Annotated in this window: 21 protein-coding genes; 17 read left to right on the forward strand and 4 right to left on the reverse strand. The window is 70.7% G+C overall.

Going from position 1 to position 25,841, the window contains the following annotated elements:
* The first annotated feature begins 8 nt into the window (after positions 1 to 8).
* The 5 genes from C5H89_RS13245 to C5H89_RS13265 all read left to right on the forward strand — a co-directional run bounded on the left by C5H89_RS13245 (position 9) and on the right by C5H89_RS13265 (position 5,698).
* On the forward strand, positions 9 to 479 hold the full coding sequence (locus tag C5H89_RS13245) for an NUDIX domain-containing protein (RefSeq protein WP_104107443.1): 471 nt from the start codon (positions 9 to 11) through the stop codon (positions 477 to 479).
* Positions 476 to 1,429, forward strand: a complete 954-nt coding sequence (locus C5H89_RS13250; protein ID WP_104107444.1) for an SMP-30/gluconolactonase/LRE family protein — start codon at positions 476 to 478, stop codon at positions 1,427 to 1,429. Before C5H89_RS13245 ends, C5H89_RS13250 begins: the two co-directional genes overlap by 4 nt.
* Before the next feature lie 17 nt (positions 1,430 to 1,446).
* Positions 1,447 to 2,094: a 4a-hydroxytetrahydrobiopterin dehydratase gene (locus C5H89_RS13255; RefSeq protein ID WP_104107445.1), complete on the forward strand. Its 648-nt coding sequence runs from the start codon at positions 1,447 to 1,449 to the stop codon at positions 2,092 to 2,094.
* Between the two features lie 116 nt (positions 2,095 to 2,210).
* Positions 2,211 to 4,112, forward strand: a complete 1,902-nt coding sequence (gene dxs / locus C5H89_RS13260; protein ID WP_104107446.1) for a 1-deoxy-D-xylulose-5-phosphate synthase — start codon at positions 2,211 to 2,213, stop codon at positions 4,110 to 4,112.
* A 65-nt stretch (positions 4,113 to 4,177) separates the two neighbouring features.
* Positions 4,178 to 5,698: an amino acid permease gene (locus C5H89_RS13265; protein WP_104107447.1), complete on the forward strand. Its 1,521-nt coding sequence runs from the start codon at positions 4,178 to 4,180 to the stop codon at positions 5,696 to 5,698.
* 61 nt (positions 5,699 to 5,759) lie between these two features.
* On the opposite strand, the gene C5H89_RS13270 is transcribed toward C5H89_RS13265, so the two are convergent.
* Together C5H89_RS13270 and C5H89_RS13275 are read right to left on the reverse strand one after the other, a co-directional pair.
* Positions 5,760 to 7,847 carry a 3-hydroxyacyl-CoA dehydrogenase NAD-binding domain-containing protein gene (locus C5H89_RS13270; protein WP_104107448.1) on the reverse strand — a complete coding sequence of 696 codons (2,088 nt, stop codon included), beginning with the start codon at positions 7,845 to 7,847 and terminating at the stop codon, positions 5,760 to 5,762.
* Positions 7,847 to 9,046 (reverse strand): thiolase family protein, encoded by a 1,200-nt coding sequence (locus tag C5H89_RS13275; RefSeq protein ID WP_104107449.1) that lies wholly within the window; start codon positions 9,044 to 9,046, stop codon positions 7,847 to 7,849. The genes C5H89_RS13270 and C5H89_RS13275 overlap by 1 nt, the downstream gene beginning before the upstream one ends.
* 180 nt (positions 9,047 to 9,226) lie before the next feature.
* On the opposite strand from C5H89_RS13275, the gene C5H89_RS13280 reads away from it, so the two are divergent.
* The 3 genes from C5H89_RS13280 to C5H89_RS13290 all read left to right on the forward strand — a co-directional run bounded on the left by C5H89_RS13280 (position 9,227) and on the right by C5H89_RS13290 (position 12,445).
* Positions 9,227 to 10,159 (forward strand): PAC2 family protein, encoded by a 933-nt coding sequence (locus C5H89_RS13280; RefSeq protein WP_104107450.1) that lies wholly within the window; start codon positions 9,227 to 9,229, stop codon positions 10,157 to 10,159.
* A 3-nt stretch (positions 10,160 to 10,162) separates the two neighbouring features.
* Positions 10,163 to 11,020 (forward strand): acyl-CoA thioesterase II, encoded by an 858-nt coding sequence (locus tag C5H89_RS13285; protein WP_104107451.1) that lies wholly within the window; start codon positions 10,163 to 10,165, stop codon positions 11,018 to 11,020.
* Positions 11,021 to 11,203: 183 nt separating this feature from the next.
* The gene (locus tag C5H89_RS13290) at positions 11,204 to 12,445 is read left to right on the forward strand and encodes a peptidoglycan DD-metalloendopeptidase family protein (protein WP_162799370.1); all 1,242 of its coding nucleotides are present in this window, start codon (positions 11,204 to 11,206) and stop codon (positions 12,443 to 12,445) included.
* A 22-nt stretch (positions 12,446 to 12,467) separates the two neighbouring features.
* Here C5H89_RS13290 and C5H89_RS13295 read toward each other — a convergent pair whose 3' ends face one another.
* Together C5H89_RS13295 and C5H89_RS13300 are read right to left on the reverse strand one after the other, a co-directional pair.
* On the reverse strand, positions 12,468 to 13,313 hold the full coding sequence (locus tag C5H89_RS13295) for a MaoC/PaaZ C-terminal domain-containing protein (RefSeq protein ID WP_205305027.1): 846 nt from the start codon (positions 13,311 to 13,313) through the stop codon (positions 12,468 to 12,470).
* Between the two features lies 1 nt (position 13,314).
* Entirely contained in the window at positions 13,315 to 14,652 is a 1,338-nt protein-coding gene (locus tag C5H89_RS13300) for a 3-oxoacyl-ACP reductase (RefSeq protein WP_104107454.1), read from the reverse strand.
* A 194-nt stretch (positions 14,653 to 14,846) separates the two neighbouring features.
* On the opposite strand from C5H89_RS13300, the gene C5H89_RS13305 reads away from it, so the two are divergent.
* The 9 genes from C5H89_RS13305 (at position 14,847) to C5H89_RS13345 (ending at position 25,841) form a co-directional block, all read left to right on the forward strand.
* On the forward strand, positions 14,847 to 16,127 hold the full coding sequence (locus C5H89_RS13305) for an acetyl-CoA C-acetyltransferase (RefSeq protein WP_104107455.1): 1,281 nt from the start codon (positions 14,847 to 14,849) through the stop codon (positions 16,125 to 16,127).
* Between the two features lie 14 nt (positions 16,128 to 16,141).
* Entirely contained in the window at positions 16,142 to 16,960 is an 819-nt protein-coding gene (locus C5H89_RS13310; RefSeq protein ID WP_104107456.1) for a DUF1206 domain-containing protein, read from the forward strand.
* Positions 16,961 to 17,077: 117 nt separating this feature from the next.
* A complete protein-coding gene (gene pyrR / locus C5H89_RS13315) occupies positions 17,078 to 17,617 on the forward strand; it encodes a bifunctional pyr operon transcriptional regulator/uracil phosphoribosyltransferase PyrR (protein WP_104107457.1) in 540 nt (179 codons plus the stop codon).
* Complete coding sequence (locus C5H89_RS13320) at positions 17,614 to 18,540, forward strand: aspartate carbamoyltransferase catalytic subunit (protein ID WP_104107458.1); 927 nt, start codon at positions 17,614 to 17,616, stop codon at positions 18,538 to 18,540. The genes pyrR and C5H89_RS13320 overlap by 4 nt, the downstream gene beginning before the upstream one ends.
* Positions 18,540 to 19,814 (forward strand): dihydroorotase, encoded by a 1,275-nt coding sequence (locus tag C5H89_RS13325; protein WP_104107459.1) that lies wholly within the window; start codon positions 18,540 to 18,542, stop codon positions 19,812 to 19,814. The genes C5H89_RS13320 and C5H89_RS13325 overlap by 1 nt, the downstream gene beginning before the upstream one ends.
* A 28-nt stretch (positions 19,815 to 19,842) precedes the next feature.
* Entirely contained in the window at positions 19,843 to 20,247 is a 405-nt protein-coding gene (locus tag C5H89_RS13330) for a VOC family protein (RefSeq protein ID WP_240181852.1), read from the forward strand.
* A gap of 133 nt (positions 20,248 to 20,380) precedes the next feature.
* Entirely contained in the window at positions 20,381 to 21,508 is a 1,128-nt protein-coding gene (gene carA / locus C5H89_RS13335) for a glutamine-hydrolyzing carbamoyl-phosphate synthase small subunit (RefSeq protein WP_104107460.1), read from the forward strand.
* A complete protein-coding gene (gene carB / locus C5H89_RS13340; protein ID WP_104107461.1) occupies positions 21,508 to 24,813 on the forward strand; it encodes a carbamoyl-phosphate synthase large subunit in 3,306 nt (1,101 codons plus the stop codon). The genes carA and carB overlap by 1 nt, the downstream gene beginning before the upstream one ends.
* Positions 24,786 to 25,841 carry a quinone-dependent dihydroorotate dehydrogenase gene (locus tag C5H89_RS13345; RefSeq protein WP_240181853.1) on the forward strand — a complete coding sequence of 352 codons (1,056 nt, stop codon included), beginning with the start codon at positions 24,786 to 24,788 and terminating at the stop codon, positions 25,839 to 25,841. The genes carB and C5H89_RS13345 overlap by 28 nt, the downstream gene beginning before the upstream one ends.

Raw genomic sequence — 25,841 nt, forward strand, 5'->3', positions numbered from 1 at the left:
CTCCTGCCATGCAGCCCGTCAGCGATGCGCCCAGCCACCCGCCCGGCGTACGCCGGTTCGCCGGGGTGATCCTGGTCGACCCACGCGGCTGGCTGCTGCTGCAGGAGCGCGACGAGCACCCGGTGATCGACCCGGACCGGTGGGGCCTGCCCGGCGGACACGTGGAGCCCGGCGAGACCTTCGCCCAGGCGGCGCACCGTGAGCTGGCCGAGGAGACCGGGGTCGAGCTCGCCGCCGGTGACCTGGCGTTCTGGGGGGAGTTCCGGGTCGACCACCGCCACGCCTACGGCACCTTCGACCAGATGCAGGTCTTCGTCGCCCCGACGCTGCTGACGGATGAGGAGATCGACTGCCGAGAGGGCCGCCGGATCGTCTTCGTCGAGCCCCGGCACGCGCTGGGCCTGGAGCTCACCTCGGCGGCGTCGGTGATCGTGCCGGCCTTCCTCTCCTCACCGGCGTACGCCAGCATGGCCCCATGAGTCTCGCGGGCAGTCCCCTCACCGTCCACCCCGTGCCGGGGCCGGGCGCCGAGGACGTCGTCGTCGCCCCCGACGGCAGCGTCTACACCGGCACCGAGAACGGCGTCGTCTGGCGGCTGAGCCCCGACGGCACCCGGATCGACCGGGTGGCAGACACCGGCGGACGTCCGCTGGGGCTCGAGCTCTTCGACAACGGTGACCTGCTGGTCTGCGACGCCACCCGTGGGCTGCTCGTCGTACACCAGGACGGGGTAGTGGAGGAGCTCGTGACCAGGGTCGACGGGGTGCCCATGCGGTTCTGCAACAACGCCGCCATCGCCGCCGACGGCACGATCTGGTTCAGCGACTCCTCCCAGCTCTACGGGGTCGAGCGGTGGAAGGACGACTTCGTCCAGGACACCAGGACCGGTCGCCTCCTGCGCCGGGACCCGGACGGCTCGGTGAGCGTGGTGCTGCAGGGACTCGCCTTCGCCAACGGGGTCGCGCTGTCGGCGGGCGAGGAGTTCGTGGCGGTCGCCGAGACCGGCGCCCGCACGGTGGTGCGCTACTGGCTCACCGGAGCGCGCAGCGGTCAGCGCGACTTCCTGTGCACCGACCTTCCCGGCTATCCCGACAACATCTCGCGCGGCAGCGACGGCCTGGTGTGGGTCACCATCGCCAGTCCGCGCGACGCGCTCGTGGAGCGGCTCAAGCGGGCGCCGCTCCCGCTGCGCAAGGTGGTGACCCGGATCCCCGACGCGCTGCAGCCGAAGCCGAGACGCACCATCCGGGTCCAGGCCTTCGACGACGAGGGCCGCCTGGTCCACGACCTCGACCTGCAGCACCCCGATTACCACATGGTGACCGGGGTGCGGGAGCACCAGGGACGGGTCTGGATGGGCAGCCTGGACGAGCCGGCCGTCGCCGTCCACGACCTGGTGCTCCGGAGCACCGACCGCACAGCCGACTGAGGAGACAGGGGACGACCATGGGGAATCTGAGACCGTCGGAGATCGCGGCGGCAGGCCTGGACGACTGGCGCCAGCTCTACCGGGCCCTCCAGGCTCGGTTCGTGACCGGTGACTTCGCCACCGGAGTGGCGCTGCTGACCGACATCGCCGCCGCGGCCGAGGAGGCTGACCACCACCCTGACCTCGACCTGAGGTACGCCCACCTCAACGTCCGGCTGCACAGCCACGACACCGCAGGGGTCACCGAGCGGGACCTGCGCTTGGCCGCCCGGATCAGCGAGCTCGCCTCCGCCCGCGGCGTGCGCGCTGCCCCCGAGCAGCTGGCCGCGATCGAGATCGCGCTCGACACCCCCGGCTACGCCGCCATCCGCCCCTTCTGGCAGGCCGTCCTCGCCATGGACAGTCCGCGCCAGGACGACGAGCTCCGGGATGACGACGCCGACCTGCCTCGCCTGTGGTTCCAGCACAGCGGGGTCGACGAGCCGCGCCAGCGGTTCCACCTTGACGTGATGGTGCCGCCGGAGCAGGCGCAGACCAGGATCGACGCCGCCCTGGAGGCGGGGGGCGTCCTGGTCAGCGACGAGGCGGCCCCGACCTTCACCGTGCTGGCCGACCCCGAGGGCAACAAGGTCTGCGTGTGCACCATGCTCGAGCGTGAGGACTGAGCCGGCGCTGGGTGCGTCCCCTAGACTCGAGGGCTGGGCCCTGTGCCGTCGAGGCAGACGCGCGGGCCGGATCAGCACCACACTGAACACCCTCACCATGTAGGAAGCGGAGGACCATGGGCCACCTGGACTCGATCACCTCCCCGCGTGATCTCCGTGCGCTCTCCACCGAACAGCTGTCCGAGCTGGCCGAGGAGATCCGCGACGTGCTGATCAGCACGACCGCGCGCACCGGAGGGCACCTGGGGCCGAACCTGGGCGTCGTCGAGCTCACGCTGGCCATCCACCGGGTCTTCGAGTCCCCCCATGACCGGGTGGTCTTCGACACCGGCCACCAGACCTACGTGCACAAGCTGCTCACCGGGCGCGCGGATCGCTTCTCCACCCTGCGCCAGGAGGGCGGGCTGAGCGGCTATCCCAGCCGGGCCGAGTCTGAGCACGACATCGTGGAGAACTCCCACGCCTCCACCTCGCTCTCCTACGCCGACGGCCTGGCCAAGGCGTACGCGATCCGCGGCGAGGACCGTCACGTGGTGGCGGTCATCGGCGACGGCGCGCTGACCGGCGGCATGGCCTGGGAGGCGCTGAACAACATCGCGATCGCCAAGGACTCGCGGCTGGTGATCGTGGTCAACGACAACGAGCGCTCCTACACCCCGACCATCGGTGGGCTCGCGACCTCGCTGACGCGGCTGCGCACCAACCCCCGCTACGAGCAGGTGCTCGACGTGGTGAAGAAGCGTCTCCAGGCCGTGCCCGGTGTCGGCGGCGCCGCCTACGACGCCCTGCACGCCATGAAGAAGGGCATGAAGGACGTCCTCGCGCCCCAGGGTCTCTTCGAGGACCTGGGCCTGAAGTACGTCGGCCCGGTCGACGGGCACGACGAGGCGGCGGTCGAGTCCGCCCTCACCCAGGCCAAGCGGTTCGGCGGCCCGGTGATCGTGCACGTGATGACGCGCAAGGGCGCCGGCTACGACCCCGCCGAGCGGCACGAGGCCGACCAGTTCCACGCTCCGGGGCCCTTCGACGTCCAGAACGGTGCCGAGAAGCCCAAGGGCAAGATCTGGACCGACCACTTCTCCGAGGCCATGGTGGAGCTGGGCGAGCGTCGCGAGGACGTGGTCGCCATGACGGCCGCCATGATGCACCCGGTGGGTCTGGACGCGTTCCAGGCACGCTGGCCCGGTCGGACCATCGACGTGGGCATCGCCGAGCAGCACGCCACGACCTCGGCCGCCGGTCTGGCGATGGGCGGTCTGCACCCCGTCTTCGCCGTCTACGCGACCTTCCTCAACCGTGCCTTCGACCAGGTGCTGATGGACGTGGCCCTGCACAGGTGCGGCGTCACCTTCGTGCTGGACCGCTCCGGAGTGACCGGTGACGACGGCGCCAGCCACAACGGCATGTGGGACATGTCGATCCTCCAGGTCGTGCCAGGGCTGCGCCTGGCCGCGCCGCGGGACGTGACGCGGCTGCGCGAGCTGCTGGACGAGGCGGTGGAGGTCAGCGACGCTCCCACGGTGGTGCGCTTCCCCAAGGGACCGCCGCCGGCCGACATCCCGACCCTCGCCAAGGCCGGGGGCGCCGACGTACTCGTGCGCACGGGTGCCCACGACGTCCTGCTCGTCGCGGTGGGCGCCATGGCCGAGGTCGCCGTCGAGGCTGCGGCGCGGCTTGAGGCCGAGGGCGTAGGAGTCACCGTCGTCGACCCGCGCTGGGTCAAGCCGGTCGAGCCCGCCATCGTGGAGCTCGCGCGAGAGCACCGTCTGGTGGTCAGCGTGGAGGACAACGGGCGAGTGGGGGGCGTGGGCGCCACCCTGCTGCAGACCCTCAACGACGCCGGCGTGGAGACCCCGTTCCAGCTGCACGCGATCCCGCAGGAGTTCCTCGACCACGCCAAGCGCGGGGTCATCCTGAGCCGGATCGGGCTGGACTCCCAGACGATCGCCCGCCGCATCCTCGAGCAGGTCTCGGCCCTGGAGCCGTTCCCGACACTGGTGCGCTCCGACGGCTCCTGAGTTCGGCCGGTTCCGGGCCCCACACGGCATGGACGTCGTCGCCCGGGGCCTCTAGCGTGCTGGGCATGGACCTGATGCGGACCAAGTCGGTCGAGCAGTCGATCGCGGAGACCGACGAGCCGGGGCGCCGGCTGAAGAAGACCCTCGGTGCCCTCGACCTCATGGTCTTCGGCGTGGGCGTCATCATCGGGGCCGGCATCTTCGTGGTCACCGGGACCGTCGCCCGGACCAACAGCGGCCCGGCGATCACGCTCTCCTTCGCGATCGCGGGACTCGCCTGCGGCCTCGCCGCGCTGTGCTACGCGGAGTTCGCCTCCACGGTGCCGGTCGCCGGCAGCGCCTACACCTTCAGCTACGCCACGCTGGGGGAGCTGGTCGCCTGGATCATCGGGTGGGACCTGGCGTTGGAGTTCACCATCGGTGCGGCTGCCCTGGCCACGAGCTTCTCCGGCTACTTCCAGGAGGTCTTCGCGGGCACCTTCCTCGAGGTGCCCACCTCCCTGGGCTCCGCCGCCGACGGCGTGGTGGACCTGCCGGCCATGATCATCGCCCTGCTGGTCACCGGGGCCCTCATCGTCGGCATCAAGTTCTCCAGCCGCCTCAACCAGGTCGTCGTCGCGATCAAGCTGCTGGTCATCGCGGCCGTCATCGTCTTCGGGGTCTCCCACATCGACACCGACAACTACTCGCCGTTCATCCCGAAGTCCCAGCCCGCCCCCGAGGGCGGCGGCGGGTTCCTGGACAACACGCTGATCAGCACCCTGCTCGGGATCGACCCCGCGGTCTACGGTCTGGCCGGGGTGATCGCCGGCGCCTCGATCGTCTTCTTCGCCTTCCTCGGGTTCGACATCGTCGCCACCACCGCGGAGGAGACACGCAACCCGCAGCGCGACATCCCGCGAGGCATCCTCGGCTCCCTGGCCGTGGTCACCCTCCTCTACATCGCGGTGAGCCTGGTGGTCACCGGGATGCAGCCCTACACCGAGATCGACGAGAACGACGCGGCTCCACTCGCGTCCGCCTTCGACGCCGTGGGCATGGAGTGGATGGGCCGGTTGATCTCCATCGGTGCCTGCATCGGCCTCATCGTCGTGGTGATGATCCTGATGCTGGGGCAGACCCGGGTCGCCTTCGCGATGGCCCGCGACGGTCTGCTGCCTCCCAGCCTGGCGAAGGTGCATCCCAGGTTCGGCACGCCGCACGTGATCACCGCGGTGACCGGTGTGGCCGTGGCTCTCATCGGAGGGTTCGTCGACCTGGGGACGCTGGTCAACCTGGTGAGCATCGGTGCGCTGTTCGCCTTCGTCCTGGTCAGCATCGGTGTCGTGGTGCTGCGCCGTCAGCGACCCGACCTGGAGCGCTCGTTCAGGACCCCGGCCGTCTACGTCGTCTCGGTCGCCTCGGTGCTGCTCTGCGTCTACCTGATGCTCAACCTGACCGGCGGCACCTGGGTGCGGTTCCTGGCTTGGATGGCGCTCGGGCTGGTCGTCTACTTCGCCTACGGCCGCACCCACTCCCGCCTGGCACTCCAGCAGACGGACCGCCACGAAGGCCAGGGCACGGGTCAGGAGACGGTCTCCGGCTGACCCCCGAACCACGAACGGCGCCCCGGCCAGAGCCGGGACGCCGTTGGCGTGGAGCGGTGGTTCAGTGGAAACGCTTGCCGTTGACCTTCTCCGAGATGCCGGAGGAGTCCAGCAGCATGGTCAGGCCGCCGTTCCAGAACGAGAAGCCGGCGCCGGTGATCATCGCCAGGTCGAGGTCCTCCGGGGCTGCGACCACGCCCTCCTCGAGCATCAGGCGGGCCTCCTCGGCGAGGCCGGACAGTGCGGCCTCGCGGATCTGGTCCTTGTCCAGGACCACCGGGTTCTCCGGCTTCTCCAGCAGTGCCTTGACCTCGGGGTCGATGGTCAGGTCGGGGGCGTAGAAGGAGGTCTTCTTCGCCTCCACGACGCGCTCCAGCGCGGGGGAGACGTAGAAGCGCTCCGGGAACGCCTTGACCAGCGTCTCGTTGTTGTGGAGCGCGATGGCCGGTCCGACGAGCCCGAGCAGCATGAACGGCGGCATCGGGGCGATGCCGGCGAACGCGGCGTCCGCCGTCTCGATCGGGGTGCCTGCGTCCACGACCTTGGCGACCTCGCCCAGGAACCGACCCAGGAGACGGTTGACGATGAAGGACGGGCTGTCCTTGACCAGGATGGTCGTCTTCTTCAGGCCCTTGCCCGTGGCGAACGCGGTGGCGAGCGTGGCGTCGTCGGTGGTGTCGCCCTTGACGATCTCCAGCAGCGGCATGACGGCGACCGGGTTGAAGAAGTGGAAGCCCACCACTCGCTCCGGGTGCTGCAGCTCCGAGGCCATCTCGGTGATGGAGAGCGAGGAGGTGTTGGTGGCCAGCACGCACTCCGGGCTGACGACCTTCTCGACGTCGGCGAAGACCGACTTCTTGACCGACATCTCCTCGAAGACGGCCTCGATCACGAAGTCCGCGCCCGCGAAGGCGACCGACTTGTCCGCCGAGCCCGAGACCAGCGCCTTGAGGCGGTTGGCCTTGTCGGAGGAGATGCGCCCCTTGCCGAGCAGCTTCGCGATCTCGGAGTGGACGTAGTCCACGCCCTTCTGCGCACGCGCCTCGTCCAGGTCGGTGAGGACCACCGGGACCTCGAGGCGGCGGGCGAAGAGCAGCGCCATCTGGCTGGCCATCAGACCGGCACCCACGATGCCGACCTTGGTGACCGGACGGGCCAGCGACCTGTCGGGCGCACCCGCTGGGCGCTTGGCGCGCTTCTGGACCAGGTCGAAGGCGTAGAGGCTGGCGAGCAGCTCCGGGGTCTTCGACATCGCCTCGAGGGCCTCGTCCTCGGCTGCGAACCCCTCGTCGCGAGTGGCCGTGCGGGCGCCCTTGAGCAGCTCGACGATCTTGAGCGCTGCGGGCGAGGCGCCGCCGGTCTTGGTGAGCACGACCATCTCGGCGCGGGAGATCGCCGCGTCCCAGGCCTGGCCGCGGTCGATCTCGGGACGCTCGACGGAGATCTTGCCGGTGAGCACGTCGGCCGTCCAGAGCAGCGACTGCTCCAGGTAGTCGGCACCACCGAAGACGGCGTCGGCCAGGCCGAGCTCGAACGCCTTGGTGCCGCCGATCGTGCGGCCGTTGTTCAGCGGGTTCTCCAGGGCCACCGTGACGGCCGTGTCGGCACCGACGAGGTTGGGCACCAGGAAGGCTCCACCCCACCCGGGCACCAGGCCGAGCATGGCCTCGGGCAGGCCGAGGGCCGGCGCGGAGTCCATGACCGTGCGGTACGTGCAGTGCAGCGCCACCTCCAGGCCGCCGCCCAGGGCGAGCCCGTTGATGAAGCCGAAGGACGGCTTGCCGCCCTCGCCGAGCTTGCGGAAGACCGCGTGACCCAGCTCGGCGATCGTGCGCACGCCGTCGGGACCGCTGCTGGAGACCGAGCTCAGGTCCGCGCCGGCGGCGAGGATGAACGGCTTGCCGGTCACCCCGAGCGCGGTGATCTCGTCGTCGGCCAGCGCCGCGTCGATGGCGGCGTTGAGGGAGGTCAGGCCCTTGAAGCCGAACGTGTTCGGGCGGGTGTGGTCCTGGCCGTTGTCGAGGGTGATCAGGCCCAGGACGCCGGCGTCGCCGGGCAGGGTCACCTTGCGCAGCTTGGCCTCGGTGACGACCTCGGCGTCGCTGGCGAGGGAAGCCGCCTTGTCGAGAAGGGTGCTCAGCTCGGTCATCAGGCGTTCTCTCCGTTCCAGTGCGGGTTCTCCCAGACGATGGTGCCGCCCATGCCGATGCCGACGCACATGGTGGTGATGCCGTAGTGGACCTCGGGACGATCCTCGAACTGACGCGCGAGCTGGTTCATCAGTCGCACGCCGGAGGAGGCCAGCGGGTGGCCCATGGCGATGGCGCCGCCGTAGGGGTTGACCCGCGGGTCGTCGTCGGCGATGCCGTAGTGCTCCAGCAGCGAGAGCACCTGGACCGCGAACGCCTCGTTGATCTCGAAGGCGTCGATGTCGTCGATCGTCAGGCCAGCCTGGGCCAGCGCCTTCTCCGTCGACGGGATCGGACCGGCGCCCATCACCTCGGGCTCGACGCCCACGAAGGAGAACGAGACCATCCGCATCTTGATCGGGAGGCCGAGCTCCTTGGCGGTCTCCTCGTCGGCCAGCAGGGCGGCGGTGGCGCCGTCGTTGATGCCCGAGGCGTTGCCGGCCGTCACGTTGCCGTGTGCCCGGAACGGGGTCTTCAGGCCGGCCAGCGACTCCATGGTGGTCTGGGGACGCGGCGCCTCGTCGGTCAGGGCCAGGCCCCAGCCCTCCTCGGCGGAGCGGGTGGCCACCGGGACCAGGTCGGGCTGCAGCTTGCCGGCGGCGTACGCGGCCGCCGTCTTCTGCTGGCTGCGCACGGCGTAGGCGTCGGCGCGCTCACGCGTGATCGTGGGGTAGCGGTCGTGCAGGTTCTCGGCCGTCTTGCCCATCACCAGGGCGTCGGGGTCGACGATTTTCTCCGAGATGATCCGGGGGTTGGGGTCCACGCCCTCGCCCATCGGGTGGCGGCCCATGTGCTCCACGCCGCCGGCGATCACGACGTCGTAGGAGCCGAACGCGATGCCGCCGGCCGTGGTGGTCACGGCCGTCATCGCGCCGGCGCACATGCGGTCGATCGAGTAGCCGGGCGTGCTGTTGGGCAGGCCGGCCAGGAGGGCGGCGGTGCGACCCATGGTCAGGCCCTGGTCGCCGATCTGGGTCGTCGCGGCGATCGCGACCTCGTCGACGCGCTCGGGCGGCAACGAGGGGTTGCGGCGCATGAGCTCACGGATGCACTTGATGACGAGGTCATCGGCGCGGGTCTCGGCGAACTGGCCCTTGGCCTTGCCGAACGGCGTGCGCACGCCGTCGACGAAGACGACCTCTCGCAACTGTCGGGGCACGAAGTCTCCTAGGTGTTGGTGGGCCCGGCCGATGAGCCGGGCAGGGATACGTTACCTCCCAGTAACAACATCGTGAGCCGGGGAGTGGGTGTGGGTGTCGTCACCCCAGCGCCGCGCCCCGCGGTGCCCGCCGGGACCACTCCTGCCACGGGCGCGTGCCCGGCCACCTAGGCTGTCGTCATGGACTCCTCAGCACGGCTGGTGCACATCGTTGACGACGTGCCCGAGCTCGAGGGGGTCGAGGGACTCACCATGGTGGTCGTGCTCACCGGGTTCCTCGACGCGGGACAGGCTGCGGACCGTGCGGCGGACCACCTGACCGAGCTCGGTGACGGCCCGGTGGTCGCGACCTTCGACGTGGACTCGCTCCACGACTACCGGGCGCGTCGACCCCCCATCTCCTTCGTGCAGGACCACTACGAGAGCTACGAGGCTCCGCGACTGGTGGTCCGGCTCCTGCGTGACACCGGCGGCACTCCGTTCCTGCTGCTGCGCGGTGCCGAGCCCGACATCCGTTGGGAGGGGTTCGCGAGTGCGGTGCGCGAGGTCGTGGAGCGACTCGGGGTGACCCGGGTCGTCAACCTGGGTGCGGTCCCCATGGCGGTGCCGCACACCCGGCCGATCGCGGTGACCCACCACGCCAACGACTCCTCGCTCCTGACCGGACGCAGTCCCTGGCGTGGTGAGCTGCGGGTCCCCTCCAGTGCCCAGGCGCTGCTCGAGCTGCGGCTGGGGGAGTGGGGGCACCCCTGCCTGGGCTACGTGGCCCACGTCCCGCACTACCTGACCCAGATGCCCTACCCGGTCGCCTCGGTCACCCTCCTGGAGAACCTGGAGCTGGGCGGGCGGCTGACCATCGACCTGACAGCCCTGCGCACGGCGGCTGTGGAGTGCGAGGCCGAGGTCTCCCGCTACCTAGCCAGCCACGACGAGGTCTCCGACGTCGTCCAGGCCCTGGAGCGTCAGTACGACGCCTTCCAGCGTGCCGAGGAGTCCGGCTCCTCCCTCCTGGCCGCCGACGAGCCGCTCCCCACCGGCGAGGACCTCGGGCGCCAGTTCGAGCAGTTCCTGGCGGGGCTGGACGGTCCCGACCACGAGCCCGGACAGGGTTAGGCGTTGTCCGGATCTGCGACGGAGCTGCTCGACCTGCTCCAGCTCGAGGACCTCGACGTCAACCTGTTCCGGGGCAGGCAGCCGGTCACCGGGCGGCAACGCGTGTTCGGCGGCCAGGTGGCGGCCCAGGGGATCGTGGCTGCCGGCCGGACGGTGAGCCCGGAGTTCTCGATGCACTCGCTGCACTCGTACTTCCTGCGACCCGGTGACACCTCTGTCCCGATCATCTACGACGTGGAGCGGATCCGCGACGGTCGCAGCTTCGTGACCCGGCGCGTGATGGCCCGCCAGCACGGACGCCCCATCTACTACCTGACCTGCAGCTTCCAGCTCGCCGAGGAGGGCATGGACCACCAGGACCGGATGCCCGAGGTCGCCGGACCGGACCAGGGGCTGTCGCTGCTGGACCTGGCGCGGTCGCGAGGCGAGGAGGCGGCGGCTGAGTGGCAGCGCGAGTGGTCGGCGCTGGACATCCGACACCTCGGCATCTCGGGCCTGGGACTTCCGGTCGACCCGGCGCGTCCCGCGGAGGCCCGGCTCTGGGTCAGGGTGGACGGCGAGCTCCCCGACGACCTGATCACCCAGCAGGCGGCGTTCACCTATGCCACCGACCTCACGCTGCTGGGCGCGGCGCTGGTGCCGCACGGGGTGCAGATCGACGCTCCGAACCTCCAGGCGGCGTCGCTGGACCACACGATCTGGTTCCACCGTCCCGTGCGGGCCGACCGCTGGTGGCTCTACGACCAGACGTCGCCCTCCGCGCAGGGCGGGCGGGGCCTGGCGTTGGCGCACGTCTACTCCCAGGACGGCGCTCTGCTGGCGACCGTGGCCCAGGAAGGGCTCCTCAGGCTCAAAGGCTGACGGGTCGGCATATACCACTACACGCGTGTAATTCGCGGGACCCGCGGACAGACACGCCGATGGCTGGTTACGGTTGAGCACTTGTGTGGCGTCCGGCCACTCCAGTGACCCCTGTGTCGCAGCGACACGGATGTGACTGGACGGATGCCGCTCCTCGACTGGACTGATGAGAGTGGTGTGCCCGTGCGCGTCTCCAGGCAGGCAAAGGGCTTCCGCGCCCTGGCCGTGTTGATCGTTCCCGCCGCAGGGCTCGCCCTGCTGGGTGGGACTCCCGTCAACGCGGCGTCCCGCAAGGCGGAGCCGGTGCCGGTCACCAGGTACCAGCTGCCGTTCCTGTGCCAGCAGGCCTGGTCCGGGGGGCTGCGGGCCCGTCACTCGCCGAGCCCGAACGCGATCGACTTCAACCGGACCGCGGACGAGGGCAAACCCGTGCTGGCCGCCGCGGCGGGGGTGGTCGTCACGGCGAACGCCACCGGACGCGCCGGCTACGGCCGCTACGTCGTGATCGACCACGGCAACGGCGAGAGCAGCCTGTATGCGCACCTGAAGAGGGTGCTGGTGAAGACCGGCGCCACCATCGACCAGGGAGCTCTGCTCGGCGTCGTCGGCAGCACCGGCAACAGCACGGCGCCGCACCTGCACTTCGAGCAGAAGGTGGGTCGACAAGTGGTCCCGGCGTACTTCTCGGGACTGCCCTTCAGCTCGAGCACCCTGGCCTCGACCAACTGCGCCGACGTGCCGCTCGCGGGCAACACCGACGGTGACCGGGTGGCCGAGGTCGCGGTGTTCCGGCGGACCCAGCCGGCCACCTTCATCGTGCACGCCCTCGGGACCGCGCCTCGCGTCGTGCCGTTCGGCACCGCCACCGACGAGCCGCTCCTGGGTGACTGGAACGGCGATGGCGTCGCGGAGCCGGGAGTGTGGTCGCCGCGGGGTCGCCGCTTCAAGCTCGCCGCCCCCGGCGGCGTGGTCAACCTCAAGCTCGGGATGAGCAGCGACCGGCCGGTGGCCGGGGACTGGAACGGGGACGGCACCTGGGAGGTCGGCGTCTTCCGGCCCTCGCGCGCCATGTTCCGGCTCCGGGCGACGACGGGCGCGCTGACGAACGTGTCCCTGGGCAACGCCGACGACGTGCCGGTCACCGCCGACTGGAACGGCGACGGCCGGACCGACGTCGGGGTCTACGACCGGGCGACCGCGGTGTTCACGCTGCGAAGCGTGGATGCCGCGGGCCTGGCTGCCATCTCCACGGTCCAGTTCGGCGCCGTCGGTGACCTGCCTGCCGTCGGTGACTGGGACGGCGACGGCACCACCGACCTGGGCACCTGGACGCCCACGACGGCAGTGTTCAACCAGAGTCAGTCTCCCGATGCCGCAGGCGCCGACCGCGCTCCGGCCGCCGTGCAGTTCGGCAACCCGCGCTGAGCCACCGGATCACGCCACCGGGTCACACCGCCGAGGTGCGCCCCACCAGGTGCGGTGACCGGTCACCGGGGTTGGTGAGCGCGAACTGCCAGGAGGAGCGGTCACCCTCCAGCCCGAACGCGACCTTGCCGGGCAGGAACACCGGCTTCTTGAAGGCCACCTCGATCCGGACGGCGTCCGGCAGCCGGTTCTCGATGGCGGCCAGGCACCGTGCCTTGGTCCACATGCCATGGGCGATCTGACGCTTGAAGCCGAGCGCCTGTGCGGTCAAGGGGTAGAGGTGGATCGGGTTCAGGTCGCCCGACACCGCGCCGTACCGCCGTCCGAGATCGGCGGGCAGGTCCCAGACCGCGCGCCCCTCGGGGGGTGCGGGGAGACTGAGGCCCGGCTCTGCGGACTCGTCGCCCCGACCTCGGCGCAGGTAGCTGGAGATGGACTCCCACACGATCTCCTCGCCGGAGGAGATGGTCGTCACGAAGTCCAGCACCATGCCCTTGGCGTGCGGGCGCGGGGCCCCCACCGACGTGGTGGCGCCCAGAGTCTCGGTCAGCGCGATGGGACGGTGCGAGGTGATGGTGTTCTCCACGTGCACCGTGCCGATCGCGGGCCAGGGGAACTCGGGGCTGCTCATGATCTCCATGTGGAGGTCGAAGCCGAGCAGGTGCGGGTAGGTCACCGGAACGGTGTCGCGCCGGGGGAAGCCGCACACGCGCGAGTACGCCGCGACGTGGCTGGCGTCGATCGGCGTCGCGGGCCCCGATGTCGAGAGCCCCTGGAACTGCGCGGCGGGGACCTTGCGGATGCCGGGCAGGAGGTTGATCCCGGGCACGGCGGGCAGAGCGGCCCGGGCGAGGGTGCGGACCCCCATCTCAAGCACCCAGCATCATCTGGCCGCACACGCGCACCACGTTGCCGTTCACGGCGCTGGACCCGGGCGAGGCGAACCAGGCGATGGTCTCGGCCACGTCCACCGGCAGACCCCCCTGGCTCAGCGCGTTCAGGCGCTGGCCGACCTCGCGGGTGGCGAACGGCACGGCGGCGGTCATCTGGGTGATGATGAAGCCCGGGGCCACGGCGTTGACGGTGATCTGGTCCTCCAGCTCGTCGGCCAGGCTGTCGACCAGGCCGATGACCCCCGCCTTGGACGCGGCGTAGTTGGTCTGGCCCACGTTGCCGGCGATGCCGGCGATGGAGGCCACCCCGATGATCCGGCCGTTGGGGTTGATGACCCCCTGGTCCAGCAGTGCCCGGGTGATGAGCTCGGGAGCCAGCAGGTTGACCGCGATCACGCTGGACCAACGGTCCTCGGACATGTTCGCGAGCTTGCGGTCCCTGGTGATGCCCGCGTTGTGCACGACGACGTCGACGCCGCCGTGGTGCTCGGCGAGGTGGTGGGCGATGCGCTGCGGGGCGTCCGGGTGGGTGATGTCGAGGCAGAGGTGGTCTCCTCCGAGCTCGGCCATCAGCGACTGCAGCTCGCTGGCCGCCTGGGGCACGTCCACGCCGACGACCGTGGCGCCGTCGCGGTGCAGCACCCGGGCGATCGCCTCGCCGATGCCCCGGCTGGCGCCGGTCACGAGCGCCACCTTGCCGGCCAGCGGCCTGGCCAGGTCCGGTACGGCGGGCTGGGTCGAGTCGCCGTCGCGGGCAGCCACGCGGACCACCTGTCCGGAGACGTAGGCGGACTTGGGGGAGAGGAAGAAGGCCAGCGTGGAGTCCAGCATCGACTCCGCGCCCTCGGCCACGTAGACCACCTGGACGGTCCCGCCGCGACCGATCTCCTTGCCCAGGGAGCGGGTGAAGCCCTCCAGCGCGCGCTGGGTGATCCGCTCGGGCCCGGTCACCGTGGCCGGTGTCGTGCCCAGGACGACGACCCGGGGGCAGCTGTCCAGGCGGCGCATCAGGGGAGTGAAGAACTCCTGCAGCGCGACCAGCTGGGCCGGGTCGGTCAGGCCGGTGGCATCGAACACCAGCCCCTTGTACGTCGTGCCCTCGGCGTCTGCGGAGAGCGCCGCGATGCCGAGCCCGTCCAGCACCTTGGGCAGGGAGTCGACCAGGCGCCCGGTGCCCCCGACGAGGACGGTGCCGGCAACCAGCGGGGCGCCCTCGGTGTAGCGCTCCAGACGCGTGGGGCTCGGCAGGCCGAGGTTCTTGACGAGGACCTTGCCGATCGGGGACGAGACGAAGCCCTGGTAACGGTCGCTCATGAGAACTGCCTCCGGGAGGTGGATTGGGGGTCGGGGTGCGGAACCATGTAACTGCAGGTGTAACTCAGCGTCCACTTTTCGTGATCTTGGCCTCACCGGGTTCCGGGGCGAGGAGGCACCGGCAAGGATAGGGAACACTGCACCACCTTCGTCACGTCCGACTTCGCCCTTTCCTTCGTCATGCAGGAGTCCCCATGCAGGCCCAGACCCGCCGCGTCGCCGTCATCGGCGGCAACCGGATCCCCTTCGCCCGGTCCAACAGCGTCTACTCCGACGTCTCCAACCAGGAGATGCTCACCGCGGCCATCGACGGACTGGCCGTCCGCTTCGGCCTCGAGGGCGAGAAGGTCGGTGAGGTCGTCGCCGGCGCCGTCCTGAAGCACTCGCGCGACTTCAACCTGGCGCGTGAGTGCGTGCTGGGCTCCAAGCTGAGCGCCGAGACCCCCGCCACCGACATCCAGCAGGCCTGCGGGACCGGCCTGCAGGCGGTGATCCAGGTGGCGAACAAGATCGCGCTGGGCCAGATCGAGGTCGGCATCGCCGGCGGGTCCGACACCACCTCCGACGCGCCGGTGGCCGTCAGCGAGAAGCTGCGCAAGAAGCTGATGAAGGTCAACGCCGCCAAGGACACCAGGTCCCGGCTCACCGCCCTGGGCCAGATCCGCCCCGGCGACATCGGCCTGGACATCCCGCAGAACGGCGAGCCCCGCACCGGCCTGTCCATGGGCGAGCACGCCGCCCTGACGGCGCTGGAGTGGCGGGTCGGCCGTGAGGAGCAGGACGAGCTGGCAGCCCGCTCCCACCAGAACCTCGCCCGCTCCTACGACGAGGGGTTCCACGACGACCTGGTCACCCCCTTCCACGGCGTGGAGCGCGACACCAACATGCGTGCCGACTCCTCGGTGGAGAAGCTCGCGAAGCTGAAGCCGGTCTTCGGCAAGGGCAGCGCCGCCACCATGACCGCGGGCAACTCCACCCCGCTCTCGGACGGCGCCTCGGTGGTGCTGCTGGCCTCGGAGGAGTGGGCGGCCGAGCGCGGGCTGCCGGTCCTGGCCTACCTCACGGCGTACGAGACGGCCGCCGTCGACTACGTGCACGGCCAGGAGGGCCTGTTGATGGCCCCCGCCTACGCTGTCGCCCGGATGCTCGAGCGCGAGGGCCTGAGCCTGCAGGACTTCGACTACTACGAGATCCACGAGGCGTTCGCCTCCCAGGTGCTCTCCACCCTCAAGGCGTGGGAGGACCCGGTGTTCTGCAAGGAGCGGCTCGGCCTGGACGCCCCGCTGGGCAGCATCGACCGCGCCAAGCTCAACGTCAACGGCTCCTCGCTCGCGGCTGCTCACCCGTTCGCCGCGACCGGCGGACGGATCGTGCCGGTGCTGGCCAAGCTGCTGGACCGCAAGGGTTCTGGTCGGGGTCTGATCTCCATCTGTGCGGCAGGTGGACAGGGCGTGGTCGCAATTCTGGAGAAGTAGTCCACAATCCTCCTGTGACTGACGTCGGCAGGACCCTCAAGGACACGGGCAAGCAGGCCCACGAGAGCAAGTGGATGGACCACCTCGCACGCGCGGGGCTGGTCGCCTACGGGGTGGTCCACCTGCTCATCGCCTGGGTGGCGGTGCAGTTGGCCTTCGGCGAGTCGGGCCGCCAAGCCTCCAGCAGCGGCGCGTTCGCCGAGCTCGCCTCGCAGCCGTTCGGCACCTTCGCCCTCTGGGCGCTGGCCATCGGGCTGATCCTGCTGGTGCTGTGGCGCGTGCTGGATGCCGTGGTCGGGCACGAGGAGGAAGAGGGCTCAGACCTGTGGAAGAAGCGGGCCGCCTCGGGTCTCAAGGCGGCGCTGTACGCGGCGCTCGCCTTCTCCGCGCTCAAGACGCTGCTCAGCAGCAACAGCGGTGGCAAGGGCCGGTCCATGACCGGCACCGTCATGTCCTGGCCCGGGGGTCAGTGGCTGGTGGTGCTCGCCGGACTGGCGGTGATCGGCTACGCCGGCTACACGGCGTACCGCGGCTGGAGCGAGAAGTTCCTGGAGAACCTCGACAGCCAGGGGCGCACGGGCGAGATCGGCGACGCCTACAAGTGGTTCGGCAAGGTCGGCTACATCGTCAAGGGGATCTCCATCGGCCTGGTGGGCGGGCTGATCGTGCACGCCGGCTGGACGCACAGCGGCAAGGAGGACAAGGGCCTGGACGACGCGCTGCGCACGGTGCTCGAGCAGCCCTTCGGTCCGGCGCTGCTGACCGCGGTGGCGGTCGGGCTCGCCTGCTACGGCCTCTTCTGCTTCGCCCGCGCCCGGCACCTGGACCGGTAGGACGCTCCGCGTCCGCCCTGCGCGGCAGCATCGTGCCTCGGCGCTGGTAGGGTCTGGCGCGCACGACATCCTTTAACGAGCCGTCCCGTGAGGCGGAGAAGGAGGTCCAGGCCGCGCATGCCTGCCCCCGCACCAGGACGCACCGTCCTCGACGCCCGTGACATCACCCGGGCCCTGACCCGCATCTCGCACGAGATCCTCGAGCGCAACAAGGGCGCCGCCGACCTGATCCTGCTCGGTCTGCACACCCGCGGCGTGCCGCTGGCGCACCGGATCGCCGACGGCATCGCCGCGGTGGAGGGCGTGCCGGTCGCCGTCGGCGAGCTCGACGTCACGATGTACCGCGACGACCTGCGCTCCCAGCCCACCCGGCGCGCCCACAAGACCCAGCTCCCGTCCGGGGGCATCGACGGCAAGGTCGTCGTGCTCGTCGACGATGTGCTGTTCTCGGGCCGCACGATCCGCGCGGCGCTGGACGCGGTGAGCGACCTGGGTCGACCCGCCGCGGTCCGTCTCGCCGTGCTGGTGGACCGCGGTCACCGCGAGCTGCCCATCCGCGCCGACCACGTGGGCAAGAACCTGCCCAGCGCCCGCTCCGAGCGGGTCAGCGTCCGGCTCGCCGAGACCGACGACGTTGACGAGGTGACGATCTCGTGAAGCACCTGCTCTCGATCGACGACCTCGCCGTCGACGACATCGGCGCCATCTTCGACACCGCGGCCGAGATGCACGACGTGCAGCGCCGGGACGTCAAGAAGCTGCCGGCGCTTCGCGGACGCACCATCGTCAACATGTTCTTCGAGGACTCCACCCGCACCCGGTCCTCGTTCGAGATCGCGGGCAAGTGGCTCTCCGCCGACGTCATCAACGTCAGCGCCAAGGGCTCCAGCGCCTCCAAGGGCGAGAGCCTGCGTGACACCGTGCTCACCGTCTGCGCCATGGGGGTCGACGGGCTCGTCATCCGGCACCCGGCCAGCGGTGCCGCGCACCAGGTGAGCCAGTGGGTCGACGCGGTGGTGGTCAACGCCGGCGACGGTACGCACGAGCACCCCACCCAGGCGCTGCTGGACGCCTACACGCTGCAGCGCCGCATGGGCTCCCTCGAGGGTCGCCACGTGGTCCTGGTCGGCGACCTGACCCACAGCCGGGTCTTCCGCTCCAACGTGCTGTGCCTGACCAAGCTCGGGGCGCGGGTCACCGTCGTCGCCCCTCCCACCCTGATGCCGGCCGGCATCGACTCCTGGTCGCGTGCCGTCGGGTTCGAGACGTCGTACGACGTGGACCAGGTGCTCCCGCAGGCGGACGCGGTGATGATGCTCCGCGTGCAGCGCGAGCGCATGTCGGGCGCCTTCTTCCCGACCGCCCGCGAGTACACCGTCGGCTACGGCCTGACCCGCGACCGGCTGGCGCTGCTGGGGCCGGACGTGCCGATCTGCCACCCCGGCCCGATGAACCGGGGCCTGGAGATCGCCGCCGACGCCGCGGACGCCGCCCAGTCGGTGGTCCTCGAGCAGGTCTCCAGCGGCCTGGCCATCCGGATGTCCGTGCTCTACCACCTGCTTGCCGGAGAGGAAGCCTGATGGCGCTCGTGATCAAGGGGGCCTCGCTGCTCGGCGAGACCTCGGCCGACCTGCTGATCCGCGACCACGTGATCGCCGAGGTCGGCTCCGTCGACGCCGCCGGCCACGAGGTGATCGAGGCCGACGGACTCGTCGCGCTCCCGGGACTGGTGGACCTGCACACCCACCTGCGCGAGCCCGGCCGGGAGGACGCGGAGACGGTCCTGACCGGCTCCCAGGCCGCAGCACTGGGCGGCTACACCGCCGTGCTGGCGATGGCGAACACCACCCCGGTCACCGACACCGCCGAGGCCGCCGTGCGGGTCTGGGAGCTGGGCCGCGAAGCAGGTCTGGTCCAGGTGCAGCCGGTGGGCGCGGTGACCCGCGGCCTGGGTGGCGAGGAGCTCGCCGAGCTCGGGCTGATGGCTCGGTCCCGGGCCGGGGTGCGGGTCTTCTCCGACGACGGCAGGTGCGTCCACGACGCCCGCGTGATGCGCCGTGCCCTGGAGTACGTCAAGGCGTTCGGCGGGGTCATCTCCCAGCACTCCCAGGACCCCACGCTGGCCGGCTCGTCGGCCTGCTGCCACGAGGGCGAGATCTCGGGCCGGCTCGGGCTTCCCGGCTGGCCGGGCGTGGCCGAGGAGGTCGTGGTGGCCCGCGACGTCATGCTCGCCCGGCACACCGGCTCCCGGGTGCACGTCGCGCACGTGTCGACCGCGGGGTCGGTGGAGGTGATCAGGTGGGCCAAGGCCCAGGGGATGGCCGTCACCGCCGAGGTGACGCCGCACCACCTGATGCTCACCACCGACCTGCTCACCGGCTACGACCCGACGTACAAGGTGAACCCGCCCCTGCGCCCCGACGAGGACGTCGCCGCCCTGCGCGCGGCCCTGGCCGACGGCACCATCGACGCCGTGGCCACCGACCACGCACCCCACGCTCGGCACGACAAGGAGCACGCCTTCACCGACGCCGCCTTCGGCATGGTCGGGCTGGAGACGGCGCTCCCGGTGGTGCGCACCGCGATGGAGGCGATGTCCTGGGCGGACATCGCCCGGGTCATGTCGCACACTCCGGCGCGGATCGCCGGACTGGACGGGCAGGGGCAGGCGCTCGTGCCCGGAGCCCCCGCGCACCTGGTGCTGGTGGACCCGTCCGCGGTGGTCCGCGTCGATCGGGACGCGTCGGCGTCGCTGTCGCGCAACAATCCGTGGCACGGTCGTGAGCTCACCTCCCGAGTGGTGCACACGGTGTACGGCGGTCGCGTCACCGTGCGCGACGGCGTCCTGGCGTGAGGCGACGACGAGTGAAGGAGACCCACTGATGAGTGCCCCTCACCTGCTGCACACCGTCCTCGACGCGGTCGAGGTCCGGCGCGAGGCCGAGTTCTGGCGCCAGCTCCTGGGCCTGGTCTACCGGCCCGGGGACGAGGCCGGCGAAGGCGACGACGAGGTGGACTGGCTGGTGCTGACCCGGGACGACGGCACCCGCGTGCTGGCGTTCCAGCAGGTCGCCGAGCAGGCCCGGAGCACCTGGCCCAGCCCCGAGGTCCCGCAGCAGCTGCACCTCGACCTGACCGTCGACACTCCCGCGGAGCTGAGCGCCCAGCGGGACCGGGCGGTGGGACTGGGGGCCAAGGTGCTGCTGGACCGCTCCGCGGACGAGGACGAGCAGCTGTACGTGTTCGCCGACCCCGAGGGGCACCCCTTCTGCATCTTCGTCGCCTGAGCGACGTCTGAGCCAGGGCATGGGATCACGCGCCGAGACCGCTCCACGTCGCCGGTTCTCGCGCTGATAGGGTCAGCGACGGTTCGAACATCCTTTAACTATCCGTCCCGTGAGGCGGAGAAGGAGGTGCGGCATGGCTCTGCCTGCCCCTGCGCTCATGGTCCTCGAGGACGGGCGCACCTTTCGCGGTGACTCATTCGGAGCCGAGGGCGAGACCTTCGGCGAGATCGTCTTCTCGACCGGCATGTCCGGCTACCAGGAGACGCTGACCGATCCCAGCTACCACCGGCAGGTCGTCGTGATGACGGCTCCGCACGTGGGCAACACCGGGATGAACGACGAGGACCCCGAGTCCGGTCGCATCTGGGTCGCCGGCTACGTGGTGCGCGACCCCGCTCGGGTGCCCTCGAACTGGCGCAGCGTCCGTACCCTGGACGACGCGCTGCGCGAGCAGGGCGTCGTGGGCATCAGTGGCGTCGACACCCGTGCCCTGACCCGCCACCTGCGCGAGCGGGGCGCGATGCGGGTGGGGATCTCCACGACTGAGACCGACCCCGAGCTGCTCCTGGCCCGGGTCCGGGAGTCGGGCGAGATGGCGGGAGCCAACCTCAGCGAGGCGGTCTCCACCGCGCACGCCTACGTGGTCCCACCGGTGGGGGAGAAGCGCTTCACCGTCGCGGCGATCGACCTCGGCATCAAGTCCAACACGCCGAGGATGATGAGCGAGCGCGGCATCGAGGTGCACGTGCTGCCCGCCACCGCCACGCTCGACGAGGTCCGCGCCGTCGCTCCCGACGGGCTCTTCTTCTCCAACGGGCCCGGCGACCCCGCGGCGACGACCGCCCAGGTCGAGCTGCTCCAGGGCGCCCTGGCCGACGAGGTGCCCTACTTCGGCATCTGCTTCGGCAACCAGCTCTTCGGCCGCGCGCTCGGCTTCGGCACCTACAAGCTCAAGTACGGCCACCGGGGCATCAACCAGCCCGTGATGGACCGGACCACCGGCAAGGTGGAGGTCACCGCGCACAACCACGGCTTCGCCGTCGATGCCCCGCTCGAGGGGTCGACCGCCACGCCGTACGGAGATGCGAGCGTGTCCCACGTGTGCCTCAACGACGACGTGGTCGAGGGCCTGGAGCTGCGCGGACCGGACGGCGCGCTGAAGAGCTTCTCCGTCCAGTACCACCCCGAGGCCGCGGCGGGTCCGCACGACGCGGCGTACCTGTTCGACCGTTTCTGCGAGCTCATGGAGGCGAGGGCCTGATGCCCAAGCGCGACGACATCAAGTCGGTGCTGGTGATCGGCTCCGGTCCGATCATCATCGGCCAGGCCTGCGAGTTCGACTACTCCGGCACCCAGGCCTGCCGGGTGCTCAAGGAGGAGGGCCTGCGGGTCATCCTGGTCAACTCCAACCCGGCCACCATCATGACGGACCCGGAGTTCGCCGACGCCACCTACATCGAGCCGATCACCCCGGAGTACGTCGAGAAGGTGATCGCCAAGGAGCGTCCCGACGCGCTGCTGGCCACCCTGGGCGGGCAGACCGCCCTCAACTGCGCGATGCGGCTCGACGAGGCCGGCGTGCTGGCCAAGTACGACGTCGAGCTGATCGGCGCCAGCATCGAGGCGATCAACCGCGGGGAGAACCGCGAGCAGTTCAAGAAGATCGTCGACGAGCTCGGCGGCGAGTCGGCCAAGTCGGTCGTCTGCCACTCCATCGAGGACCTGCTGGCCGGCGCGGACGAGCTCGGCTACCCGCTGGTGGTGCGCCCCTCCTTCACGATGGGCGGCACCGGCTCGGGGTTCGCCTACGACGAGGAGCAGCTGCGTCGCATCGGCGGCGCCGGGCTCGCCGCCTCGCCGACCACCGAGGTGCTCCTGGAGGAGTCCATCATCGGCTGGAAGGAGTACGAGCTGGAGGTGATGCGTGACACCGCCGACAACGTGGTGATCATCTGCTCCATCGAGAACTTCGACCCGATGGGCGTGCACACGGGCGACTCCATCACCGTCGCCCCGGCGATGACGCTGACCGACCGCGAGTACCAGAAGATGCGCGACATGGCGATCGGCATCATCCGCTCGGTCGGCGTCGACACCGGGGGCTGCAACATCCAGTACGCGGTCAACCCGGCCGACGGGCGCCTGATCGTGATCGAGATGAACCCCCGGGTCTCCCGCTCCAGCGCTCTCGCCTCCAAGGCCACGGGCTTCCCGATCGCCAAGATCGCCGCCAAGGTGGCCATCGGCTACACCCTCGACGAGATCCCCAACGACATCACCGCCCGCCCGGACGGGTCGAGCACGCCGGCGGCCTTCGAGCCCACTCTGGACTACGTGGTGGTCAAGGTGCCGCGGTTCGCCTTCGAGAAGTTCCCCGGGGCCGACCAGACGCTGACCACGCACATGAAGAGCGTCGGTGAGGCGATGGCGATCGGCCGCAACTTCACCGAGTCGCTGCAGAAGGCGCTGCGCAGCCTGGAGTCCAAGGGGGCCATCTTCGACTTCGCGGCCGAGCCCGGTGACCTCCAAGCGCTGCTGGAGAAGTCCGAGGTCCCGACCGACGGCCGGCTGCGCACCGTGATGGACTCGATCCTGGCCGGCGCCACTCCCGAGCAGGTCTTCGAGCACACCAGGATCGACCCGTGGTTCGTCGACCAGCTCTTCCTGATCCGCGAGGTCGCCGAGGCGGTCGCGGCCGCCGACGAGCTCGATGCCGGCACGCTGCGGATGGCCAAGCGCCACGGCTTCAGCGACGCCCAGCTCGCCGGCATCCGCGGCATGAGCGAGGGCGAGGTCCGGGCGGTCCGGCACGCGCTCGGGGTGCGCCCGGTCTACAAGACCGTGGACACCTGTGCCGCGGAGTTCGCCGCCCGGACGCCGTACCACTACTCGTCCTACGACGAGGAGACCGAGGTCGAGCCGCGAGAGCGCGAGGCCGTCATCATCCTGGGCAGCGGACCCAACCGGATCGGTCAGGGCATCGAGTTCGACTACTCGTGCGTGCACGCCTCCATGGCGCTCTCCGAGGCCGGCTACGAGACCGTCATGGTCAACTGCAACCCCGAGACCGTCTCCACCGACTACGACACCTCCGACCGGCTCTACTTCGAGCCCCTCACCCTGGAGGACGTGCTCGAGATCGTGCACGCCGAGCAGCAGGCGGGCCCCGTCGCCGGCGTCATCTGCCAGCTGGGCGGTCAGACTCCCTTGGGCCTGGCCCAGGGCCTGGCGGACGCGGGGGTCACGATCGTGGGCACCGCGCCCGAGGCGATCCACCTGGCCGAGGAGCGCGGCGCCTTCGGTCAGGTGCTCGCCGACGCCGGCCTGCCGGCGCCCAAGTTCGGGATGGCGACCTCCTACGAGGACGCCAAGGAGATCGCCGCTGGCATCGGCTACCCGGTGCTGGTGCGTCCTTCCTACGTCCTGGGTGGACGTGGCATGGAGATCGTCTACGACGACGCCTCGCTGCGGGGCTACATCGACCGGGCCACCGAGATCAGCCCCGAGCACCCGGTGCTCGTGGACCGCTTCATCGACGACGCGGTCGAGATCGACGTGGACGCCATCTTCGACGGCACCGACCTGTTCCTGGGCGGGGTCATGGAGCACATCGAGGAGGCCGGCATCCACTCCGGCGACTCCTCCTGCGCGCTGCCGCCGATCACCCTGGGTGCCGCGGAGATCCTGCGCATCCGCTCCGCCACCGAGGCCATCGCCCGCGGCGTCGGGGTGCGCGGGCTGCTGAACATCCAGTTCGCCCTCGGCTCCGACGTGCTCTACGTCCTGGAGGCCAACCCCCGGGCCTCGCGGACCGTCCCGTTCGTCTCCAAGGCAACCGGGACGCCGCTGGCCAAGGCAGCCGCCCGGGTGATGCTGGGCGAGTCGATCGCCCAGCTGCGCGCCTGCGGCGTGCTGCCGGCGCAGGGCGACGGCGGCACGCTGCCGGCCGACTTCCCGATCGCGGTGAAGGAGGCGGTGATGCCGTTCAACCGGTTCAAGACCCCCGACGGCCGCAACGTCGACACGGTGCTGGGTCCGGAGATGAAGTCGACCGGTGAGGTGATGGGCTTCGACGCCGACTTCGGCACCGCCTTCGCCAAGGCCCAGACCGCCGCCTACGGGTCGCTGCCCACCTCGGGGCGGATCTTCGTCTCGGTGGCCAACCGGGACAAGCGCAACATGATCTTCCCGATCAAGGCGCTGGCGATGCGCGGCTTCGAGATCCTGGCGACCCAGGGCACCGCCGAGGTGCTGCGGCGCAACGGGATCGAGGCGCGCACCGTGCGCAAGCACCACGAGGGGGAGGGCCCCGACGGGGAGCAGACCACAGTTCAGCTCATCCACGGCGGCGAGATCGACCTGGTGATCAACACTCCCTACTCCACGGGGACCGCCGGCCGTCTCGACGGCTACGAGATCCGCACGGCGGCGGTGATGGCCAACATCCCGTGCATCACCACGGTCCAGGGCCTGGCCGCGGCCGCCCAGGGCATCGAGGCGCTCAGCCGCGGCGAGATCGGGGTCCGGAGCCTGCAGGAGTGGAACGCCATCACCGGGGCCACCTGATGTACGACGTCATCTTCGACACGGTGCTGACCCGGGTGGACCCCGAGCGTGCCCACCACGTCGGGTTCGGGGCGATCCGCGCCGCGCGTCCCCTGACCCGTCGCGTGCTGGGCGCCCGGGAACGCCCGGTCGGCACCCCGGTGACGGCCATGGGCCTCACGTTCCCGCACGTCCTGGGGGTCGCGGCCGGCTTCGACAAGAACGCCGTGGGCATCGACGCGCTGGCCGGACTGGGTTTCGGGCACGTGGAGATCGGCACCGTCACGGGGGAGCCGCAGCCGGGCAACCCCACCCCGCGGCTGTTCCGGCTGCCGCGGGACCGAGCCATCGTCAACCGGATGGGGTTCAACAACGACGGCGCGGAGGCGGTGGCCCGGCGACTGGCCGCGCGTGGCCGCAACGACGTGGTGGTCGGGGTCAACATCGGCAAGACGAAGGTGGTGCCCGAGGAGTCCGCGATCGGCGACTACCAGAAGAGCGCCGGCCTGCTCGCGCCGCACGCCGACTACCTGGTCGTCAACGTCTCCTCGCCCAACACCCCCGGGCTGCGCGACCTGCAGGCGGTGGAGAAGCTGGAGCCCCTGCTGCGCGCCGTACGGCGGCGCGCCGACGAGGTCGTCGCCGACCGTCGGGTGCCGTTGCTGGTCAAGATCGCGCCCGACCTCAGCGACGAGGACGTGCTCGCGGTGGCGGACCTCGCCCTGGCCGTGGGCCTGGACGGCATCAGCGCGACCAACACCACCATCACCCGTGACCGCCTGACCACCGACCCGACCGAGGTGGAGAGGATAGGCCCCGGTGGCCTGTCGGGCTCCCCACTGAGGGCCCGGGCCGAGGAGGTGACGGCGATGCTGCGCCGTCGGGTGGGGCCCGACCTCACCATCATCGGAGTCGGCGGCATCAGCACGGTGTCCGAGGCGCGGGCTCGGCTGGCGGCCGGAGCCACCCTCATCCAGGCCTACACCGCCTTCATCTACGGCGGACCGCTGTGGCCCCGGCGGATCGCCCGCGGCCTGGCCGGCGGCTGA

Origin of the sequence: Nocardioides sp. 616, assembly GCF_002930065.1 — a bacterium.
In the GTDB taxonomy this organism is placed as follows: Bacteria; Actinomycetota; Actinomycetes; order Propionibacteriales; family Nocardioidaceae; genus Nocardioides; species Nocardioides houyundeii.

What these genes read in the sequence shown, in the direction of transcription:
- C5H89_RS13295 (WP_205305027.1), bottom strand. Translation starts at nt 13,313, where the DNA reads ATGGGGGTCCGCACCCTCGCCCGGGCCGCTCTGCCCGCCGTGCCCGGG.
- C5H89_RS13265 (WP_104107447.1), top strand. Translation starts at nt 4,178, where the DNA reads ATGGACCTGATGCGGACCAAGTCGGTCGAGCAGTCGATCGCGGAGACC.
- pyrR (WP_104107457.1), top strand. Translation starts at nt 17,078, where the DNA reads ATGCCTGCCCCCGCACCAGGACGCACCGTCCTCGACGCCCGTGACATC.
- dxs (WP_104107446.1), top strand. Translation starts at nt 2,211, where the DNA reads ATGGGCCACCTGGACTCGATCACCTCCCCGCGTGATCTCCGTGCGCTC.
- carA (WP_104107460.1), top strand. Translation starts at nt 20,381, where the DNA reads ATGGCTCTGCCTGCCCCTGCGCTCATGGTCCTCGAGGACGGGCGCACC.
- C5H89_RS13250 (WP_104107444.1), top strand. Translation starts at nt 476, where the DNA reads ATGAGTCTCGCGGGCAGTCCCCTCACCGTCCACCCCGTGCCGGGGCCG.
- C5H89_RS13305 (WP_104107455.1), top strand. Translation starts at nt 14,847, where the DNA reads ATGCAGGCCCAGACCCGCCGCGTCGCCGTCATCGGCGGCAACCGGATC.
- C5H89_RS13325 (WP_104107459.1), top strand. Translation starts at nt 18,540, where the DNA reads ATGGCGCTCGTGATCAAGGGGGCCTCGCTGCTCGGCGAGACCTCGGCC.
- C5H89_RS13270 (WP_104107448.1), bottom strand. Translation starts at nt 7,847, where the DNA reads ATGACCGAGCTGAGCACCCTTCTCGACAAGGCGGCTTCCCTCGCCAGC.
- carB (WP_104107461.1), top strand. Translation starts at nt 21,508, where the DNA reads ATGCCCAAGCGCGACGACATCAAGTCGGTGCTGGTGATCGGCTCCGGT.
- C5H89_RS13300 (WP_104107454.1), bottom strand. Translation starts at nt 14,652, where the DNA reads ATGAGCGACCGTTACCAGGGCTTCGTCTCGTCCCCGATCGGCAAGGTC.
- C5H89_RS13280 (WP_104107450.1), top strand. Translation starts at nt 9,227, where the DNA reads ATGGACTCCTCAGCACGGCTGGTGCACATCGTTGACGACGTGCCCGAG.
- C5H89_RS13255 (WP_104107445.1), top strand. Translation starts at nt 1,447, where the DNA reads ATGGGGAATCTGAGACCGTCGGAGATCGCGGCGGCAGGCCTGGACGAC.
- C5H89_RS13330 (WP_240181852.1), top strand. Translation starts at nt 19,843, where the DNA reads ATGAGTGCCCCTCACCTGCTGCACACCGTCCTCGACGCGGTCGAGGTC.
- C5H89_RS13245 (WP_104107443.1), top strand. Translation starts at nt 9, where the DNA reads ATGCAGCCCGTCAGCGATGCGCCCAGCCACCCGCCCGGCGTACGCCGG.